Genomic DNA, 18,731 nt, shown 5'->3' on the forward strand with positions numbered 1-18,731 from the left:
AGTTCACGCAGGCAGCGGCTCCTGTCGCGCTTGTCGCACGTAATGCGCGATGCGGTCGAAATGCTTGTCCCATGTCCCGCAGCAGCCGCCCCAGATGTCGATGTCGGGATAGCGCTTTGCCAGATCGCCCATCATCTGGCCCAATTCCTCGGGATCGCCTTCTTCGATATGGCCGAGCTTGCAGAGCGAGACCTTGTCCATCTTCGCTGCATTCGGCCGCAACGAGCGCAACCTCCGCGCCCAATCTCCCGGTTCGAGCGCGGGTTCGAATTCCAGCGGATGCGAGCAATTGATTCCGTAGGAATCCGGGCGCGCAGCCCCGGCCTCAGTATCGGTCGCCTCAATCGCCTCTTTCAGGCTGGGACCCGATTTCAGCTTGTGGGAACTGTCGAGCGTGAAAGACATGTTCACCGGCAGCCCGACGCGCGCCGCCGCGCGGCTGATCCCGACCGCCTCGGGAATGTTGTTGATCGTGGCAGCCCAGATCAGATCGACGCCGCAATCCTTCAACGTCTCGCACTGGGTGGCGTGGTAGTCTTCGGCTTCCTCGGCAGTGATATCGCGGTTGAGCGAATAGGCATCGCCTTTCGGCCCGATACAGCCCGCGATCGCGATACGCTCGATCTGGTCCTCGTAAGCGCGCGAGACACCGCGCAGGAAGTCGATGCATTTGTGCTGCATCTCGCGAAGGCCTTCCGCAGAATAGCCCAGCTTCGCGCCCCAGTCCGGGCTCGCGCGGTAGTCGAACCCCGACATCAGCGCAGAGAACCCATATTGAGCTGCCTTGTCGAGATAGCGGCGATACATGTTTTCCATGTCACGCACCGCTTCGGGCTTGTTCATCAACTCGAACATCGCGAAGTCGCGCAGCTCGTGGCCGTGGCGATAGATCACCTCGGTCTCGGTGCCGCCTTCGGTGAGGTAGAGGATGCCGTCCTCTCGGGGAAACGTGGTGCTCTGCAACGTCATGACGCTCTCCTTGTGTGACGCGGTTCGGTTCGGAAAACTTTTTGAAAGCGCATGAGAGGCGGCGAAATCAGCACGCGGCGCAGGTCGTCGATCCGGTCGTGCCGGACTTTGTCTTGGTGGGGTGACGTAGGGTCACCTTATCACGCCATCCATTATGTGGCTACGTCGCCTCTTGTCGGCTCGGATCCGGTCGCGCGGTGACCTCTTGAACTGACGGATGAAACACGGGCTCCATGCCGGGCTCTGATGGGCGCGGTATGCTGCCGCTCCTTCTCGACGGCGCTTGACCTCCCGCGAGGGCGAGCGCAGATTTCGCGGGCGAAAAGGAGGGGCGATCATGGCTCTGGAAGATGCGAAAACGCAAGTGGATCAGGCTTTTACGCGGGCAGAGGCGCGTGGCCTGAGCTTCGAGAACACCTTCGGCGGGGCCACCAGCTTCCTGCGGCGGCGTTACACGAAAGATCTCTCGGGTGCGCAGATCGCCGTGACCGGCATCCCCTTTGATCAGGCGGTGACGAACCGCCCCGGCACGCGCTTCGGGCCGCGTGCGATCCGCGAAGCCTCGACGCTGCAGGCGTTCGACGCCCCCTATGGCTGGGGCTACGACCCGTTCTCCGAGCTCGCCATCGTCGATTACGGTGACATGCCCTTCGACTATGCCAATGTGCCGGAGGTGCCGGGCCGGATCGAGGCGCATCTGAACGCGATCTTCGGGGCGGGCGTCGTGCCGATCACGCTGGGCGGCGATCATTTCATCACCCTGCCGATCCTGCGCGCGGCCGCTGCCAAACATGGGGAGATCGCGCTCATTCAGTTCGACGCCCATTCCGACACCTGGGCCGATGACGATATGGACCGGATCGACCACGGCACGTTCCTCTACAAGGCGATCAAGTCGGGCGTCGTGAAGGCCGAGAATACCGTCTCGGTCGGTATCCGGACCGACAATCCCGATACGCTGGGCGTGACGATCGTGGACGCGCCTTCGGTGCATCGCGAGGGCGTCGAGGCCACGCTGGAACGCATCCGCGCGGTCGTGGGCGACAAGCCCTGTTACATCACCTTCGATATCGACGGGCTGGACCCGGCCTTCGCGCCGGGCACCGGCACGCCGGTCTGGGGCGGTCTGGCCAGCTGGCAGGCGGCAGAGCTGTTGCGCGGGCTCAAGGGCATCAACCTGATCGGCGGCGATGTGGTCGAGGTCTCTCCTCCCTACGATCCGACCGGCGTGACGGCCATCGCGGGCGCCCATGTCGCGACCGAACTGATCGCGCTGGCCGGTTGGGGGCTGCGGGAGGGCGCGGCATGAACCGGGCCGTGACGATCCTCGCGCTTGGACTGGCTGCGGTTGCCGTGGCCGACGGGTGGGTGCGCTTCGCCCCGATTGACCCTGCGCGCTACAAGGTCGAGGGGCTGGCGAAAGCGCCCGGCGATCACCCCGAGACGGGCGGGTTTCAGGCGGCCCGCGAGGTCTCCGACCCACTGGTGCAGATGGCCGCGCTCGACAAGATCATCCGCGCCACCGCGCGCACGAAGCAGGTGGCCGGCAGCGTCGATGAGGGGCATGTGGCCTATGTCACCCGCTCCGCCTTCTTCGGCTTTCCCGACGTCACCACGCTTTGGGTCGAGGGCAACACGCTGCAAATCCGCGGCCATCTCGTCTACGGCAGATCCGACCTCGGCGTGAACAAGGCCCGGATCATGGGCTGGCTCGACGAGGCGGGGCTGTAGCGGGTCTGATCCGAGGCGCGCCCACCGGGTCACAGCGATCAACTCTGACGGCGCGCTCCCTTGCGAAGAGAGGGGGCGGAGCCTAAGTGAGGCTCCATGCAGCCGGAGCCAGCATGACCACCATGTACCGTTATTTCTCCTGGGCCATCGCCGTCACTATCGCGGGGCTGGTCGGGTCGTTCGCGCTGGGATTTGCCCAGACCGGCGGGCTTGGCGGCGCGGTCTCTTTCCTGATGATAACGGCGGTGCTCGCCGTGCTGGAAATCTCGCTGAGCTTCGACAACGCCATCGTCAACGCCAACAAGCTGCACCAGATGACGCCGAAATGGCAGCGTCGCTTCCTGACCTGGGGTATTCTGATCGCGGTCTTCGGGATGCGTATCCTGTTCCCGCTGCTGATCGTCGTGATCGCCGCCGGGATCGGACCGTGGGAAGCGGTGCAACTGGCCGCGAAACATCCGGCGGAATATGCCGAGATCATCGAGGACGCGCATCTGTCGATCGCGGGCTTCGGCGGCGCTTTCCTGATGATGGTCGCGCTCACCTATTTCATCGACGAGGGCAAAGAGGTTGACTGGATCCGAGCGTTGGAGCGCCGTCTGCGCGCGCTCGCCTCGATCCGCGGCCTCGAGATCGGCCTCGTGCTGCTTATCATTCTGGTCTTCACCTGGATCCTGCCGGAAGGGCGCGAAGACGAGTTCATGTTCGCCTCTATCTGCGGGCTTGCGACCTTCCTCGGTGTCGAAGTGCTCAGCCACGTGCTCGACCGGACGAATATCGCTGCCGAGACGGCCAAGGCGGGCCTCGGCGCGTTCCTCTATCTCGAAGTGCTCGACGCGTCCTTCAGCTTCGACGGGGTGATCGGGGCCTTCGCACTGACCCAGAACCTGTTCCTGATCGCGATCGGTCTGGGGATCGGCGCGATGTATGTGCGCTCGATGACCCTGATGCTGGTGGAGCGCAACACGCTGAGCGAATTTCGCTATCTCGAGAACGGCGCCTTCTGGTCGATCCTGATCCTTTCGGTCGTCATGTTCGCGCAGACGCTGGTGGAAGTGCCCGAGGTGATTACCGGGCTGATCGGGGCGGGGCTGATCGGGCTGGCGCTGCTGTCCTCGATCCGTTTCAACCGGCGCAGCAGAGCCGCCGTCGAGAGTTGAAATTTTCTTGACAGACTGCGGCGCGCGCGGCACAGCAGGGGCACTTCGGTTCCGCCTTGGCGGATGAAAAGGGAACCCGGTGCGATGCGTGCATTCATTCCGGGGCTGCCCCCGCAACTGTGAGCGGCGAGTGACGGCTGACTGAGCCACTGGGGCGACCCGGGAAGGCCAGCCGAAACCAAGACCCGCGAGCCAGGAGACCTGCCGAGGCGCTCATCCTTTCTGCCTGTGCGGGGCGCGCAGCGGAGGCGGTCTTCCGTCAGTGGTGACATTCTCACCGTCGGCGGAAATTCCAAATTTCCAAAGACTTACGATACGAAGTTCACGCGACCACAGAGTCGCGATACGAGGGAATTGGATATGATCCGCACCCGTTTGACCGTGGGCCTGATGCTCACCACCGCGCTGGCAGCCCCCGCGCTTGCGCAAGACAGCCAACCTTACCAACTCGATGAGATCGTGATCTATCACGGCGCGCTCGAGCCGCAATCGTCGGACAAGACTGCGCAGGCAGTCACCGTGCTGTCGCGCAACGAGCTGGAGCGTTCGGGCCAGACGCGCCTTGCCAATCTGATCGCGCAATCGCCGGGCGTCGGCATCCTGTCGCGCGGGCCGATGGGCGCGCAGACCGGCTTCACCATTCGCGGCGTGTCGCAGAACTACGTGAAGGTTATGGTGGACGGGATCGGCGTCTCCGATCCCTCCGCGCCGCAGGTGCTGCCCGATCTGGGTCGGTTCAACACGTTCAATTATGACCGGGTCGAGATCATGCGCGGCTCGCAATCGGCGGTCTATGGCGGGCAGGCGGTCGCCGGTGTCATCAACCTCGACACGCCGCGCCCGACCGAGGATGGCGTGACCCAGAGCGTAAAGCTCGAGCTCGGCTCCTACCACACCGCGAATGCGGCCTATAACTTCGGTTGGAAGAAGGGTGACGACGAGCTCGCGATCCAGCTGTCGAAAGTCTACACCGCAGGCTTCTCGGCCGCCGACAAGAAGAACGGCAATACCGAGAAAGACGGCTACCGCGCCGATCGCGTGAGCCTGCGCGCGCAGAAGCGCATCTCCGACAATCTGCTGATCGGCTTCAACGGGTTTGCCCAGAACGACCGGGGCGAATTCGATAACGGCTTCAGCTCGCCGCCCACGGACAGCAACGAATACACCATCCACAAGGAACGCGGCGGGCGTCTCTTCGCGAAATTCGCGACAGGTCCGCTCGATCACGAACTCGGTCTGACCTATTACACCACCTCGCGCTGGTATCCGGTCTATGACTATGGCTACGAGGGCAAGCGCCGCAAACTCGACTGGAAAGCCTCGACCGATCTCGGGCCGGGCCGCGTGACCTTCGGCGCGGATCGCACGCTGGAAACCTATACCGGTACCTATGTCACGGGGGATGTTCTGACCGCCGATACGGGCGTCTTCGGTGAATATGCCTTCTCGCCGATGGACGGGGTGAACGTGACCGCCTCGGCGCGCCATGACGATCACTCGGATTTCGGCGGCAACACCACGGGCCGTCTGGGCGTTACCTGGCAGGCCGATGCCGCGACCCTCTTCCGCGCATCGGTGGGCAACGGGTTCCGCGCGCCGTCGGGCTACGAGCTCTATGACGGCTATGCGGGCAATCCCGATCTCAAGCCCGAGAAATCGCTGAGCTACGATCTGGGCGTCGAGCGCGATTTCGGTGCGCATAAGCTGACCGCGACGCTGTTCCATATCGAGGTGGACGACCTGATCGACTACAGCAACACGACCTACAGCTACTACCAGACCTCGGGCACCGCCAAGCGGCAGGGTCTGGAGCTGGGTCTGAAAGGGCCGATCTCCAGCACGGTCAATTACAGCCTCGGCTATACCTATCTGGATTCGAAGAACCCCGACGGGCTCTCTGCCGGCTCGACGTGGAACTCGGCCTTCGGGCGCCACACGCTGACCGCCGGGATCGACGCGCAGGTGATTGACAAGCTCACGCTCGCCGCCGATATGCGCGTGGTCACCGATCGTCAGAGCCAGCCCGATTACGGCCTGCTGAACGCGCAGATGACCTACGATCTGGGCAATGACAAAGAGGCCTATCTGCGCATCGAGAACCTGACCGACACCGATTACCAGCTCTGGCCCGGCTACGGCACCTCGGGTCGCGCCGCCTATGTGGGGCTGCGTGCGCGGTTCTGATCTGAAAGGGGCGGTTTGCGCCGCCCTTTTCGCCGCCTTGGCGGCGACCTCCTCTGCGTGGGCGGAGGAACCTGCGCGCGATTTGCCTGCACGGGTCGTGTCCATGAACCTCTGCACGGATCAGTTGGCGCTGGCGCTGGCCGATCCGTCGCAGATCGTCTCGGTCAGCCATTTCGCGACCGATCCGTCGATGTCTGTGCATTGGAAACAGGCTGAAGAACTGCCCGTAAACTACGGGCGTGCCGAGGAAATCTCGATTCTGCACCCCGATCTCGTTCTGGCCGATACATGGTCGAACCCCGACACGATCCGCATGTTGCGCACGCTCGGAATCCGGGTAGAGCAACTGCCGCCCGGCACCTCGCTGCCTGAGATCCGCGGCCGGATCGAGACGATGGGCAAGCTGCTTGGCCATCCTGACCGCGCGGCGAAGATGCTCGCGGATTTCGATGCGCGGCTGGCGGCGATCAAGACGCCCGCGCCGGGGCTGAAAGCTGCGATCATCGGGCCCTCAGGCTATGGCTACGGGCCGCGGACCCTTGAAGGGCAAATCCTTGAAATGGCAGGGTTTCAGAATGTCGTCAGCGGGCCGGGGCTCGACTGGGGCGGGCGGTTGCCGTTGGAAGATCTGGTGATGGATCGCCCCGATCTGGTCGTCGTCGGCGGCTCGCAAGGCGGCTCCGGCACGAGCCGCGCGCAGGAGGTGCTGGCCCACCCGGTGTTGCGCGATCTGCCGGTCGTGCGGGGGCTGCGCGATGCAAGCTGGACCTGCGGCGCACCGGCGATGCTGGGCGCGGTGGAGACGCTGGCGACGCTCGGGCGTAAAATCGAGAAAGAGAATCTGAAGCAATGAGTTATCGCACGATCCTCATCCTTCTCTCCATCATTTGTGCGGTGCTGTTCGCGGCCTCACTGCTGATCGGGCCATCGGGGATTTCGCCGCTTGATGGCGTCTCTGCGCTGATCTCGGGCGATGGCGCGGCGGGCCTTGTGATGCGCGAGCTGCGCCTGCCGCGCGCGATCCTCGGGATCGGCGTCGGCGCCGCGCTGGGGCTGTCGGGCGCCGCGATGCAGGGCTTCTTGCGTAATCCGCTGGCCGAACCGGGGCTGATCGGCACCTCGGCTGGCGCCGCGCTTGGCGCGGTGATTGCGATCCAGACCGGGCTCTACGCGCTCTTCGCGCTGGCCCTGCCGCTGGCGGCGCTGGCGGGCGCGGGTGTGGCCGTCGCACTGATCCTGATCCTTGCGGGGCGCGAGGGCCGGGCGCTGGTGCTGATCCTTGCAGGCATCGCCGTCTCGGCGCTGGCGGCGGCGGCGACCGCGCTGGTGCTGAACCTTGCGCCGTCGCCCTATGCCGCGGCCGAGATCGTGTTCTGGATGATGGGCTCGCTTGCCGATCGTTCGATGACCCATGTCGCGCTGGCGCTGCCGTTCCTGATCGTCGGCGCGCTGATCCTGCTGCGCGCGGGCGCGGGGCTCGATGCGCTGAGCCTTGGGGAAGATGCTGCAGCTTCGATGGGTATCTCGTTGAAAAAGCTCAGGCTTCAGATTGTCTTCGGCACGGCGCTGATGGTCGGTGCGGCCACGGCTGTCGCGGGCGCGATTGGCTTCGTCGGCCTCGTCGTGCCGCATCTGTTGCGCAAATCCGTGGGCGCGCGGCCCTCGCGGCTGCTTCCGGCTTCGGCGCTTGGCGGGGCGGCGATGCTGACGCTGGCCGATATTGCGACGCGGGTGATCGCGCCCGAGCGTGACCTGAAGTTGGGCGTGCTGACCGCGCTGGTCGGCGCGCCGTTCTTCCTGTCGATGATCCGAAAAATGGGGCGCGAGGGCTGATGCTGGAGCTGGAAAACCTTACCGTTCTGCGTGGCGAATGTCCGGTGGTCGATCGCGTCTCGGCGCAGGTCGGGCCGGGCGAGGTGATCGGTCTGATCGGGCCCAATGGTGCGGGCAAGACCTCGCTGCTGCGCGGGGCGATGGGGCTTTTGGCGCATCGCGGGGACAGTTCGCTATCGGCGCTCGACCCGATGGCGCGGGCGCGGGCGGCGGCGTGGCTGCCGCAGGCGCGCGAGATTGCCTGGGGGCTGTCGGTAGCCGATCTCGTCGCGCTGGGGCGGCTGCCGCATGGGCGCGATCAGGCGACGCGCGGGGCGGCTGCAGTGGAGGAGGCGCTGCGCCGGATGGGGCTCGACAACTACCGCGACCGCGCCGCCACGCAGCTCTCTGGCGGCGAGCAGGCGCGGGTGCTGATCGCGCGGGCGCTCGCGCAGGAAAGCCCGCTGATCCTTGCGGACGAGCCGATCGCAGGCCTCGATCCGGCGGCGCAGATTGCGACGATGCAGGTCTTCACCGCCCATGCGCAGGCGGGCGGGGCGGTGGTCACTTCGCTGCATGATCTTGGGCTGGCCGCGCGCCACTGCACCCGGCTTTGGGTGATGGATCGCGGGCGGCTGGTCGCGGACGGTGCGCCCGGCGAGGTGCTGACCGAGACGCTTCTGGCCGAGGTCTTCCACATCCGCGCGCACTTCAAGATCACGCCGGAAGGTCCTGTTTTCCAACCGCTTGCCACTTTGGGGGTCTGATGGCATTTCCGCCCGAGCGCATCGTCTGCCTGACCGAGGAGACGGTCGAGACGCTCTACCTTCTGGGTGAGGACGCGCGCATCGTCGGCGTCTCTGGCTACGCGGTGCGACCCAAACGGGTGCGTCAGGAGAAGCCGCGCGTCTCGGCCTTCATCTCCGCCGATCTGCCGAAGATCCTCGCGCTGGAGCCGGATCTCGTTCTGACCTTCTCGGACCTTCAGGCCGATATCGTCGCGGGGCTGGTGCGCGAGGGCGTCGCCGTTCACGCGTTCAACCAACGCTCGGTCGCGGGCATCCTCGACATGATCTGCACGGTTGGCGCGCTGGTGGGTTGCACCGAGCGTGCGGAGTTGCTTGCTGCGGGTTACGAGGCGCGTCTGGCGGAGATCGCCGCCAAGCCGCGCCCCAACCGTCCGCGCGTCTGGTTCGAGGAATGGGACGAACCGCTGATCTCTGCCGTGGGTTGGGTGTCGGAGCTGATCGAGATCGCGGGCGGGCGCGATGTCTTCGCCGATCTGGCGAAAGAGGGCAAAGCCAAGGATCGCATCGTCACTCCCGAACAAGTGATCGCCGCCGCGCCCGAGGTCATTGTGGGGTCGTGGTGCGGCAAGAAATTCCGCCCCGAGAAAGTTTCCGCAAGGCGAGGCTGGCAGGACGTTCCGGCTGTTGCGCGAAATCGGCTGCACGAGGTCAAATCCACCCTGATCCTGCAACCCGGGCCTGCAGCGCTGACCGACGGGCTCGACGCGCTGGAGGCCGCGATCTGGTCCGATCCGGGGTTGCGGGCGTAATAGTTCTTAGACATAGAGCCCTCGCGCGCTAGAGTGTCCGCGCAGGAACAGAGGCTACTTACCCCGCGGGAGGGGGCATGTTCACGCGTTTTGTACGGTTTTCACCACTCGTCTTGTCAGCTCTGCTGACGCTCGCCGCAGTTTCCGGTTTGATCCTTACCGATTGGTTTCTGGTCATCGCGATCCTCTTCGGTTTCCTGACGCTTGTCGGGATCCACGATCTGATCCAGACCAAGCACGCGATCACCCGGAACTATCCGATCCTCGGCCATCTGCGGTTCTTCTTCGAAGAGATCCGCCCCGAGATCCGCCAATACCTGATCGAGGGGGACGACGAAGACATTCCGTTCTCCCGCGCGACGCGCACGATCGTCTATCAGCGCGCCAAGGATATCGAGGATGCCAAACCCTTCGGCACCCGTATCCGCGTTTCGGAATCGGGCTATCAGTGGATCACCCATTCGGTGAAGCCGCGCCATATCGAGGATAGCGATTTCCGCGTCGAGATCGGCGGCGAGGCGTGCAAGCAGCCCTACAAGGCGTCGATCTACAATATCTCGGCCATGTCTTTCGGGGCGCTGTCGGCGAATGCGATCATGGCGCTCAACAAGGGCGCGAAGATGGGCGGGTTCGCGCATGACACGGGCGAGGGCGGGATTTCGCGCTATCACCGTGAGGGCGGCGATCTGATCTACGAGGTCGGCTCGGGCTATTTCGGCTGCCGCAATCACGATGGCAGCTTCAACCCCGAGAAATTCGCCAAGCGCGCGCAGGATCCTCAGGTCAAGATGATCGAGCTGAAGCTGAGCCAGGGCGCGAAGCCGGGCCATGGCGGGATGCTGCCTGCGGCCAAGATCACCCCCGAGATCGCCGAGGCGCGCGACATCCCGATGGATCGCGACTGCATCTCGCCCGCCTCGCACTCGGCCTTCTCGACCCCGCTGGAGATGATGGAATTCATCGGCCAGCTGCGCGAGTTGTCGGGCGGCAAGCCGGTGGGCTTCAAGCTCTGCGTCGGTCACCGCCGCGAATTCATGTGCATCGTCAAGGCGATGCTGGAAACCGGCATCACCCCCGATTTCATCGTGGTCGACGGCAAGGAGGGCGGCACCGGGGCCGCACCTCTGGAATTCGCGAACCACATGGGCTTCCCGCTCGTGGAAGGTCTCAGCTTCGTGCACAACACGCTGCGCGGGGCGGGCTTGCGCGATCAGGTGAAGATCGGGGCCTCGGGCAAGGTCGTCACCGCCTTCCATATCGCCAAGGTTCTGGCGATCGGGGCGGATTGGGCGAACTCGGCGCGCGGCTTCATGTTCTCGATCGGCTGCATTCAGGCGCAGTCGTGCCACACGAACAAATGCCCGACCGGGGTGACCACGCAGGACCCGATCCGTCAGCGCGCGCTGGTGGTGCCTGAAAAGTCGCAGCGCGTGGCCAATTTCCACCGCAACACGATGAAGGCGCTGGCCGAGATGACGGGGGCCGCGGGTCTCACCCATCCGGGGCAGTTCCTGCCGCATCACCTGCTGGTGCGCGACCGCGAGCGCGATTTCAAAGTGGGTGACGAGATCTATCACTACATGCCCGAAGGGTTCCTCCTGCGCGAGGATGACGACCGCTTCGGCTATCTCAAGCGCTGGAAACGGGCCCGCGCCGAGGCGTTCGAGCCCTTCGACAGCGGCGTGTGAGGTCGGATTTCACAGTATCTCGGGAGAGGCGGCGACGGTGGTTGCCGCCTTTCTTTTTGGCGGCGTCTCTTGCTTGCGGTGAGGGGGGCGCCCGAGGTGTCAGAACGCGTCTGAAACCGTGCCTTCGCCCGGGCGGCCAGCCCGGGCCGCGCCCGACGCTCCCCCGGGAGGGCGCATCTGCACCGGTGCCGCGCGAACGCAGGTTCGGGAGAGGAGGATTGATAAACGAAATCCATCTAGGGAGCGCATGCGACCACCCAGGCTCGGGCGCAGCCCTCACCGTCCCGCTACGAGCTTGGCCACGACTTGTTCCGCCGGTCCTTCGAAGGGGCCATGCGTGAAGGCGGCGGCGGTGCGGCCGGTCTCGGGGCAATGATAGACGGCGTTGGAGCTGAACGGCCCCGCGCCGGAATGGCCGAAGACGCGGGTGTTGCCCCAGTCGCCGCACATCAGCCCCAGCCCGTACCCATGCCGCGTCCAAGGGCGGTCGGGCAGTGCGCCTCCCAACTCGCGACAGGCGGTCATGCGGGCGAATGCGCGTACCGGGAGAAGCCCGCCCAGCCCGTGCAATAGCCGCGCGGCATCGCCCGCCGTACCGATCAGTGTGCGGTGATAGACCCAGCCGGGGTCGTAGTCGCGCGCCTCGGGCCAGTGAAGCGCTGCGAAATCAGCGGGCGTTTGGGCGAGTTGGACGTTCTCCAGCCCCAGCGGCTCTGTGATCCGCTCCTGCACCAGTTCCGCGAGGCTCCGGCCTGCGGCGCCTTCGATCACCTCGCGGGCGAGCATGTAGCCGAGGTTGGAATAGCGCCAACCTTCGCCGGGCGGAAATGGCGCGGGCTGCGCGAGCGTCCGCGTCACCAGCAGATCGCGCGGCCATGGCGTGCGTCCCGCCGCGACATCCGCGTGATAGGCGGGCAGGGTGCCGTAATCGGGCAGGCCTGCGCTGTGCTCCAGAAGCTGCGCCAGCGTACCCCCCGCGCGCAGCTCCGGCAGATCGAGCGGCGCGTCCAGATCGAGCCGCTTCTCAGACTCGAGCATCAGCGCCAGCGCCGCGATCACGGGCTTGGTGAAGCTCCAATACGGAAAGAGCCGCGCCCCTGACTGGTCCGTTTGGCAGCGGCCGTCGCGGTCGATCGTCGCGGTGAAGGCGGTGGCGGTTTGGGTCAAAGCTTTGTCTTTATATGATTTTTCAGATGGAGCGGGCAGGGCGTTTTCCAATGGTATGTCATTTGCCGCATTGCGGCGCTGAAAAAAGTTGAAACGGCTTTGGCGTTTTGTATCATCACCTATGAATATGATCATGGGAGGAAGGGAGGCTTTCATGAGAGACGCACCCAAAGCATTTTGGTCACCGCTCGCCGCCGGCACCGCGCTCGGCCTGGCGTTGCTGTTGACCTTCGTCGTGACCGGGCATGGGCTCGGCGCATCCGGCTTCGTGACCCGCTTCGCGGCACAGGCCAATGACTGGGTCGCCCCGCAGGCGACCGCTGACAATTCCTATTTCGGGCCTTTCATGGCGGCAGGTAGCCCGCTTCTGAGCTGGATCACCTGGGAAGTGGTCGGCGTCCTGATCGGTGCGTGGCTCGGCGCGAAAGGCGCGGGCCGAATCTCGGTCAAGGTGGAGCGCGGCCCGCGCACCACGAGCGGCAATCGCCTCGTCTACGCGCTGCTTGGCGGCGCGCTCGTGGGCTTCGGCGCGCGTCTGGCGCGCGGCTGCACCTCGGGTCTGGGCCTGTCGGGTAGTGCTACGCTCGCCGTGGCGGGCTTCGTCTTCCTGATCGGCTTCTTCGCGGCGGGCTTCGCCGTCTCCATGATGATGCGGAGGATCTGGCAATGAGCATCCCTCTTTACGATAGCGGCATAGCCTCGGGCCTCCTGTCGGGCATTCTCTTCGGCTACGCGCTGGAGGCGGCGGGCTTCGGCTCTCCGCGCAAGCTGACGGGGCAGTTCACCCTGCGCGACTTCTCGGTCTTCAAGGTGATGTTCACCGCCGTGATCGTCTGCGCCGTGGGGCTTTACGTGCTGCGGACGATGGGCTGGATGGGCCCGGCTGCGGTCTTCATCCCGACGCTCTTCTTCTGGGCGATCCTGCTGGGCGGCGTCTTCATCGGCGCGGGCTTTGCCGTGGGCGGCTATTGCCCGGGCACCTCCGTGGTCGGTGTGGCCTCGGGCCGGATCGACGCGGTGGTCTTCGCGATCGGCATGGTGCTCGGCACCTCGGTCTTCGCCTGGGTCTTCGACCCGATCAAGGATTTCTACCTCGCGGGTCAGGGGCCGACGGCACAGACCCTGCCGCAGCTCTTCGGGCTGCCGGAATGGGTGATCCTGCTGGCGCTGATCATCATCGCCGCCGTGGGCTTCCGCCTCGGCACGATCCTCGAGCGGTCGCGCGGCGGTCCGTTCACCGCCGAAGAAGTCTGCGCCCCGGATGACGAGGCCGACGAGTTCGCCCTCACGTCCGCATCGGCAGATGCGCGCGGGTAACGGTTTGTAATACGGACGAAATTCTAGGGAGGAAAAAGTCCATGAAACTGCATAAGAAACGCAAGAGCCTGCTGCGCGCCGCGATGGTGCCGGTGACTGCGGTCGCGATGAGCGCCGCCGTTCCCGCCACCTCCAGCGCGCAGGCGACCAACCCCTGCGCTCCGGCTGTGACGAACCCCTGTGCGCCGGCCAACCCCTGCGCACCGGCGGCCGCCAACCCTTGCGCACCGGCAGCGGCAAACCCCTGTGCGCCCTCGGCGGCCAAGGCCGCGGATGCGGGCAGCGACGCGGCACCGATGGCCAGCGGGCCCTATGACACCACCGTCAAGGCAACCCAGGCGCCCTATGGCGACAAGATGCCCCCGATCGTCGACAACTACCTGCGCGCGACGCCCTATGTCGGCACCGGTGGCTTCATCGACCCGACGGGCATTCCGATGCTCAAGATGCTCGGCTTCAAGACCGTCGTCAGCCTGCTTAAGCCCGACGAGGGTGCGCCGAACGAGGGCGACTTGGTGCAGAAGGCCGGGATGAACTACATCCAGATCTCCGTGCCGACCAAGGCGCCGACCGAGGAACAGGTCGCCGAATTCGCGAAGATCGTCGAAGACCCGGCGAACTACCCGATCCTGCTGCATTGCGAGAGCTCGAACCGGGTGGGCGCGATGTGGGCGCTCTATCGCGCGTCGAAGGGCGTGCCGAACGAGATCGCCATCGAGGAAGGCCGTCAGGTCGGTCTGAAGACCTCGCGCGAACCGGCTGTGCGTGAAATGCTCGGCATGGAGCCGCTCTGAGCGCAGATGTCGCGATGACAAGGACGGGGTCAGCGCCTAGGCTGGCCCCGTTCGCATGAGGAGAGACCGATGACCCGACCCGAAACGCCCTCCGAGATGTCACCCGATAGCGCCAACCCGGCGACGCCCGCGCCCACGCTGCGCATCGCCAATCCCGGGATAGAGGGGCTGCCCCGCGCGCGCCTGGAAGAGATGCACGACGCGGCCGAGACCGTGCTCGAATGCGAGACGGTGCTGGCGAAGTCGGGGATGAGCGTGGTGTCGGAAGTGCTGCGCGGGCAGGGGGATTTCCTCGTCTGGTCGCGCTATCCGCAGGGCGACGTCTTCGATACCGAGACGCATTGCCATTATTTCTACCACGCCCACGATGCGCGCGAGATGGCCGAGGGCGAGAACGGGCATTTCCACTTGTTCATGCGCCCCGAAGGGATCATTCCGGGGCTGGAGCCGTGGGACCTGCCCGGTGCGAAGATCCCCGAGGATGCAGCTGCGCGCTTCGTCCATATCGGCGCGATCAGCGTGGATGCGAAGGGCCGGGCGATCCGCATCTTCACGACCAATCGCTGGGTAACGGATGAATGCCTCTACCGCGCCGAGGACATGATCCGGCTGCTCGATCATTTCGCGATCGAACTGGCGCATCCGAACTGGGCGGTGAACCTGTGGCTGAGCGGAATGGTGACGCTCTACCGTCCGCAATTCGCGGCGCTCCTGCGCGCGCGGGATGCGCAGATCGAGGCGTGGCTGGCGGATCATCCGGGCAGCGAGGTGCTGGAGGATCGCGGCTTGCAGAATATCAGCCAGTGGCCCGTCGATCCGGTCGCCCAGATCGGCGCGATCGAGGACAAGCTCGACCTCTGAGGCGCGGGGCTACACCGGCACGCTCGAGGGCGCGCAGTCATTGACCGAGAGGATCTCGGGCGCGCGCGTCTTCGCGTTCCATTCCACCTCCCAGGCGCGGCAGGGGCCGGATTTGTTCTTCAGCTGCCGCCAGCGCAGCCGGGGCGAGTCCACCCCCTCGCGCAGCAGCTTGTCGTAGACGGGCATCGCGTGCCAGCGCGTCTCCGCCGCGTTCGAGCCGCCATCGGGCAGGATCAAGCACAGCCCCGTGGCGCGGCCCTCCTTGGCGGCCAGTTGCAGCCGCCGCCCCGCCGTCAGCCCGATCTCGCGCGGCAATTCCCCGATCACCAGTGGCACCGAGCCGTCGCGCAACGCCTCTTCCATCACGGCGAGCGTGTCGGTCTGGTCCTTGCCGCGCGCCAGCAGAAGCCGCGCCGGATCGAAGAAGCTCACCAGCCCGCGCGGATTGAGCCCCTCGCGGCGATGGCGTTCGTTCACCCAGAGGATCGGCCCCGTGGTGCTGGCGCAGACCGCGCAGGCGAAGCTCGTGGTGCCGATGCCGCAAACCTCGTGGGTGCGGCCTTCGCGCAGGGGGAACGGGTGGGGCGTGGTCATCGGTGCGGCAGGTGGTCAGGGTGAAACAAAGCATGAACATTGTAGGCAAGAGAAACCCGGCCTGCAAGGGATCGCAGGCCGGGCAAACAGAATGCCGAAAGCGGCGGAGCGTTACCTCAGGAACTCGAGCAGCGCGATGTTGAACTCTTCCGAATGGGTCACGTTGCAGCCATGCGGCGCGCCCTTGATCGTGAAGAACTGGCTGTCGGGGATCGCGTGGTAGGTTCGCGCACCGGAGCCTTCGAGCGGCACGATCGCGTCGCTGTCGCCGTGGATCACCAGAACCGGGACGCGCACCGCCTCCAGATCCTCGCGGAAATCGGTCGTGCCGAAAGCCTCCATGCAGCCAAGTGCGGCGCTCTGGTCGGACTGGTTGCACAGCGTCACCGCCTGTTCGCATTCCTCGGCAGAGGCTTTGAGATCGCCGTCGACGCTGTAGAAATTCTCGACGAATTGCGGGAAGAACGCGTCGCGCCCGTCGCGCAGGCCCTGTTCCATCTCGCCTGCGGCTTCCTTGGTCAGCGGGCCGTCGGGATTGTTTTCGCTCTGCATCAGGCAGGGCGTCACGGCGGAGGCGAAGACGGCGGCGCGCAGCCGGTCCTCGCCATGGTTGCGGATGTAGCGCGCGACCTCGCCACCGCCCATCGAGAAACCCACCAAGGTCACGTCGCGCAAATCCATCGCGGTGAGGATCGCATCGAGATCGGCGGCAAGCGTGTCGTAATCGAAGCCTTCGGTGGGTTTTTCCGCCAGACCGAAGCCGCGACGGTCATAGGTTATGACGCGGTGACCGGCAGCGATCAGCGCCGGGACTTGTTTTTCCCACGCCTTGCCCGAGAGCGGCCAGCCGTGGATCAGGACCACGGGCCGACCCGAGCCGCCATGGTCGATTGCGTTGAGTTGGCCGGGGCCGAGCGGGGCTGCTGTCATGGGGGTCCTCCTGCGTCTTCAGCGTTTGAAGATCTCACCTGTTCACTGAAGTAACGCAGGCGACGCAGGCAAAGGTCCGAAATCTCATATATTTTTTGCATGTTTTCACGCCTCGGCGGGAGGGCGCCGAATTCCGTCGATCGCGGTGCCGTGCAACCCCCTCACATGCTTTGATCATTGCAATTAGCGCCCGTTCGCCTTATGTATTCTCTCGCTACGTTTGATTCCCAGATGCACTGTCTCCTTACGGCTTCAGTTTGCTTTCAAGAACTGACTACGCCGAGCTGACGCATTTCGCAGGCAGCATAATTTAATAGGAGACTCACGATGGCCGAAGGCACCGTGAAATGGTTCAATAGCACCAAGGGTTATGGCTTCATCGCACCGAACGATGGCGGCAAAGACATCTTCCTTCACATCTCCGCCGTTGAGCGCGCTGGCATCCAGCGTCTCGATGACGGTCAGAAAGTGACCTACGATCTGGAAACCGGCCGTGACGGCCGCCAGTCGGCAGGTAACATCGCGCTCGCGTAAGCTGAGCCCGTGTGACGGTTTGAGACGGCCCGTGCAATCGCGCGGGCCGTTTTCACTTGGGCCTTACCACACGTCCGGGTCGATGCCCTTCGCGCTGAGTTCCGAAAACTTGTCCTGCAAGAAGCGCTGGAACGGTTGATCCGCGTAAGCGCCGCTGGCCACGTATTCGAGCCCCGCCAGATGGTGGAAGGGCTTGAAATAGCCCGGCATTCTGAAGGCTTCCGCCTCGCGCACGGATTGCGCGCCTGCATTCGCGGCCGGGATCAGCACCTGCGTCGGCGTGAAATTCACCGCCCATTTCTGCGCCAGCGCGCGTTCCTCCAGAGCCTCACCGTCGAAATCGGTGACTTCGCGCGCGCCCCAGAGATCGAGCTGCACGACCATGTAGCTCTTCTCGATCAGCCCGGTGATCTCGGGCTTGGCGAAATTCACCAGATGCATCTCGCGGCAATAAGGGCAGCCGCGCTGTTCGAAGAGCACCAGAAGCCCCTTGCCCTGATCGGCAGCCTCCTGAAGATCCTCCCCCAGATCGAGAAAACCCTCGTGGAAGAAGGGCTGCTGATAGAGCCCACCATCGCCCATCACTGCCTCGGCCTGCACGGGCCGCGCGCCTCCCAACGCACCTCCCACCGTCATCGTCCCGACCGTCAGGGCCAACATCTCGCGTCTGTTCATCGCGTCGTCCTCCCTTGTGAGAGGGGAAGTATAGCACAGGCGGTGGGTTTGGCGGGAATTGCGCGCTGAGGGCCGCGCCCGACCTCGGGTGGGCGCTTCGCTCCGCATGTGACCGGGCCCTTTATCTCGCAAGTCCGAATGTAGGTTGTGCCCGCGATGACGTCGCCAATGCGCCCTCCCGGGGGGAGGTCGGGCGCGGCCCGGGCTGGCCGCCCGGGCGGCTCGCAATCGCCTGACCCGCAAAAAAAAGACCCCGCACTCGGCGGGGCCTTGGATTTCTTCGAATGCGTTCAGACAGTCGGAATGGCCGGAGCCATCGTGCCGCCGAGCTGCATGCGCATCTTTTCGCGCGACTGCGTGATGATCGAGGGGATTAGGAACGCATCGACAAGAACCCACACGCCTAGCGCGAGCAGGAGAAATATGCCGACATAGACGACGAGCGTTAGCCAGCCGAGAATGCACAGAATAAGCTGAGCGACCCCAGTTCCGGTCTTGCCAAGGTAGAAACGATGCGCGCCGAGCATTCCTAGGAAAAACCAGAGAAGATACGCAACGACCGGGGATTTCGCGTCATTCGCAATGCGTTGTTCAATAAGAATTTGTTGTTCAGTTGTCAGAGCCATGATGTCCTCAAAAATTGCCTCTCGAGGTTGAATCTCAAGGTTTCGTGAAGACTTCAGGGTGAAAGCAAGGCGAGAAAAAGAACTTATGTTTATTTTGGTCTGGGAAAAGTAGTCGTGCGGGTTCATTGCGC

Annotated in this window: 20 protein-coding genes and 1 riboswitch; of the genes, 14 read left to right on the forward strand and 6 right to left on the reverse strand. The window is 64.7% G+C overall.

Going from position 1 to position 18,731, the window contains the following annotated elements:
- Positions 1-3: 3 nt before the first annotated feature.
- Positions 4-969, reverse strand: a complete 966-nt coding sequence (locus tag BMI85_RS10315) for a homocysteine S-methyltransferase family protein (protein WP_078601241.1) — start codon at positions 967-969, stop codon at positions 4-6.
- A gap of 337 nt (positions 970-1,306) precedes the next feature.
- Here BMI85_RS10315 and speB point away from each other — a divergent pair, with 337 nt between their 5' ends.
- The 9 genes from speB to BMI85_RS10360 all read left to right on the forward strand — a co-directional run bounded on the left by speB (position 1,307) and on the right by BMI85_RS10360 (position 11,102).
- A complete protein-coding gene (gene speB / locus BMI85_RS10320) occupies positions 1,307-2,278 on the forward strand; it encodes an agmatinase (RefSeq protein ID WP_078601242.1) in 972 nt (323 codons plus the stop codon).
- Entirely contained in the window at positions 2,275-2,700 is a 426-nt protein-coding gene (locus BMI85_RS10325) for a DUF1499 domain-containing protein (protein WP_078540557.1), read from the forward strand. Before speB ends, BMI85_RS10325 begins: the two co-directional genes overlap by 4 nt.
- Positions 2,701-2,813: 113 nt before the next feature.
- The gene (locus BMI85_RS10330; RefSeq protein ID WP_078601243.1) at positions 2,814-3,860 is read left to right on the forward strand and encodes a DUF475 domain-containing protein; all 1,047 of its coding nucleotides are present in this window, start codon (positions 2,814-2,816) and stop codon (positions 3,858-3,860) included.
- A 29-nt stretch (positions 3,861-3,889) separates the two neighbouring features.
- Positions 3,890-4,084: riboswitch (cobalamin riboswitch) on the forward strand.
- Positions 4,085-4,220: 136 nt separating this feature from the next.
- Positions 4,221-6,044 (forward strand): TonB-dependent receptor, encoded by a 1,824-nt coding sequence (locus BMI85_RS10335; RefSeq protein WP_078601244.1) that lies wholly within the window; start codon positions 4,221-4,223, stop codon positions 6,042-6,044.
- 103 nt (positions 6,045-6,147) lie between these two features.
- Positions 6,148-6,897 carry an ABC transporter substrate-binding protein gene (locus BMI85_RS10340; RefSeq protein ID WP_168174774.1) on the forward strand — a complete coding sequence of 250 codons (750 nt, stop codon included), beginning with the start codon at positions 6,148-6,150 and terminating at the stop codon, positions 6,895-6,897.
- Positions 6,894-7,877, forward strand: a complete 984-nt coding sequence (locus BMI85_RS10345) for an iron ABC transporter permease (protein ID WP_078601245.1) — start codon at positions 6,894-6,896, stop codon at positions 7,875-7,877. Before BMI85_RS10340 ends, BMI85_RS10345 begins: the two co-directional genes overlap by 4 nt.
- Complete coding sequence (locus tag BMI85_RS10350; protein ID WP_078601246.1) at positions 7,877-8,623, forward strand: ABC transporter ATP-binding protein; 747 nt, start codon at positions 7,877-7,879, stop codon at positions 8,621-8,623. The genes BMI85_RS10345 and BMI85_RS10350 overlap by 1 nt, the downstream gene beginning before the upstream one ends.
- Positions 8,623-9,414 carry a cobalamin-binding protein gene (locus BMI85_RS10355; RefSeq protein ID WP_078601247.1) on the forward strand — a complete coding sequence of 264 codons (792 nt, stop codon included), beginning with the start codon at positions 8,623-8,625 and terminating at the stop codon, positions 9,412-9,414. Before BMI85_RS10350 ends, BMI85_RS10355 begins: the two co-directional genes overlap by 1 nt.
- A 77-nt stretch (positions 9,415-9,491) precedes the next feature.
- A complete protein-coding gene (locus BMI85_RS10360) occupies positions 9,492-11,102 on the forward strand; it encodes an FMN-binding glutamate synthase family protein (RefSeq protein ID WP_078601248.1) in 1,611 nt (536 codons plus the stop codon).
- Positions 11,103-11,378: 276 nt separating this feature from the next.
- On the opposite strand, the gene BMI85_RS10365 is transcribed toward BMI85_RS10360, so the two are convergent.
- On the reverse strand, positions 11,379-12,269 hold the full coding sequence (locus BMI85_RS10365) for a serine hydrolase domain-containing protein (protein ID WP_246832539.1): 891 nt from the start codon (positions 12,267-12,269) through the stop codon (positions 11,379-11,381).
- A 154-nt stretch (positions 12,270-12,423) separates the two neighbouring features.
- Here BMI85_RS10365 and BMI85_RS10370 point away from each other — a divergent pair, with 154 nt between their 5' ends.
- From BMI85_RS10370 to BMI85_RS10385, 4 genes are all read left to right on the forward strand, one after another.
- On the forward strand, positions 12,424-12,939 hold the full coding sequence (locus BMI85_RS10370) for a YeeE/YedE thiosulfate transporter family protein (protein WP_078540566.1): 516 nt from the start codon (positions 12,424-12,426) through the stop codon (positions 12,937-12,939).
- Positions 12,936-13,586 carry a DUF6691 family protein gene (locus tag BMI85_RS10375; RefSeq protein ID WP_078540567.1) on the forward strand — a complete coding sequence of 217 codons (651 nt, stop codon included), beginning with the start codon at positions 12,936-12,938 and terminating at the stop codon, positions 13,584-13,586. Before BMI85_RS10370 ends, BMI85_RS10375 begins: the two co-directional genes overlap by 4 nt.
- A 41-nt stretch (positions 13,587-13,627) precedes the next feature.
- On the forward strand, positions 13,628-14,380 hold the full coding sequence (locus tag BMI85_RS10380) for a protein tyrosine phosphatase family protein (RefSeq protein WP_078520931.1): 753 nt from the start codon (positions 13,628-13,630) through the stop codon (positions 14,378-14,380).
- A 69-nt stretch (positions 14,381-14,449) separates the two neighbouring features.
- Complete coding sequence (locus BMI85_RS10385; protein WP_078601250.1) at positions 14,450-15,241, forward strand: hypothetical protein; 792 nt, start codon at positions 14,450-14,452, stop codon at positions 15,239-15,241.
- Between the two features lie 9 nt (positions 15,242-15,250).
- Here the strand turns inward: BMI85_RS10385 and BMI85_RS10390 are convergent, their stop codons facing one another.
- Both BMI85_RS10390 and BMI85_RS10395 read right to left on the reverse strand, forming a co-directional pair.
- A complete protein-coding gene (locus BMI85_RS10390; RefSeq protein ID WP_078549985.1) occupies positions 15,251-15,835 on the reverse strand; it encodes a hypothetical protein in 585 nt (194 codons plus the stop codon).
- A 111-nt stretch (positions 15,836-15,946) separates the two neighbouring features.
- Positions 15,947-16,765 carry an alpha/beta hydrolase gene (locus tag BMI85_RS10395; protein ID WP_078601251.1) on the reverse strand — a complete coding sequence of 273 codons (819 nt, stop codon included), beginning with the start codon at positions 16,763-16,765 and terminating at the stop codon, positions 15,947-15,949.
- A 327-nt stretch (positions 16,766-17,092) separates the two neighbouring features.
- Between BMI85_RS10395 and BMI85_RS10400 the strand changes: the two genes are divergently transcribed.
- Positions 17,093-17,299 carry a cold-shock protein gene (locus BMI85_RS10400; protein ID WP_078520927.1) on the forward strand — a complete coding sequence of 69 codons (207 nt, stop codon included), beginning with the start codon at positions 17,093-17,095 and terminating at the stop codon, positions 17,297-17,299.
- A 63-nt stretch (positions 17,300-17,362) separates the two neighbouring features.
- On the opposite strand, the gene BMI85_RS10405 is transcribed toward BMI85_RS10400, so the two are convergent.
- Together BMI85_RS10405 and BMI85_RS10410 are read right to left on the reverse strand one after the other, a co-directional pair.
- Positions 17,363-17,974: a thioredoxin family protein gene (locus BMI85_RS10405; RefSeq protein ID WP_168174775.1), complete on the reverse strand. Its 612-nt coding sequence runs from the start codon at positions 17,972-17,974 to the stop codon at positions 17,363-17,365.
- 290 nt (positions 17,975-18,264) lie between these two features.
- The gene (locus BMI85_RS10410) at positions 18,265-18,726 is read right to left on the reverse strand and encodes a TM2 domain-containing protein (RefSeq protein WP_246832540.1); all 462 of its coding nucleotides are present in this window, start codon (positions 18,724-18,726) and stop codon (positions 18,265-18,267) included.
- Positions 18,727-18,731: the final 5 nt, after the last annotated feature.

The organism is Thioclava sp. DLFJ4-1, assembly GCF_002020145.1.
GTDB classification, from domain to species: Bacteria; Pseudomonadota; Alphaproteobacteria; order Rhodobacterales; family Rhodobacteraceae; genus Thioclava; species Thioclava sediminum.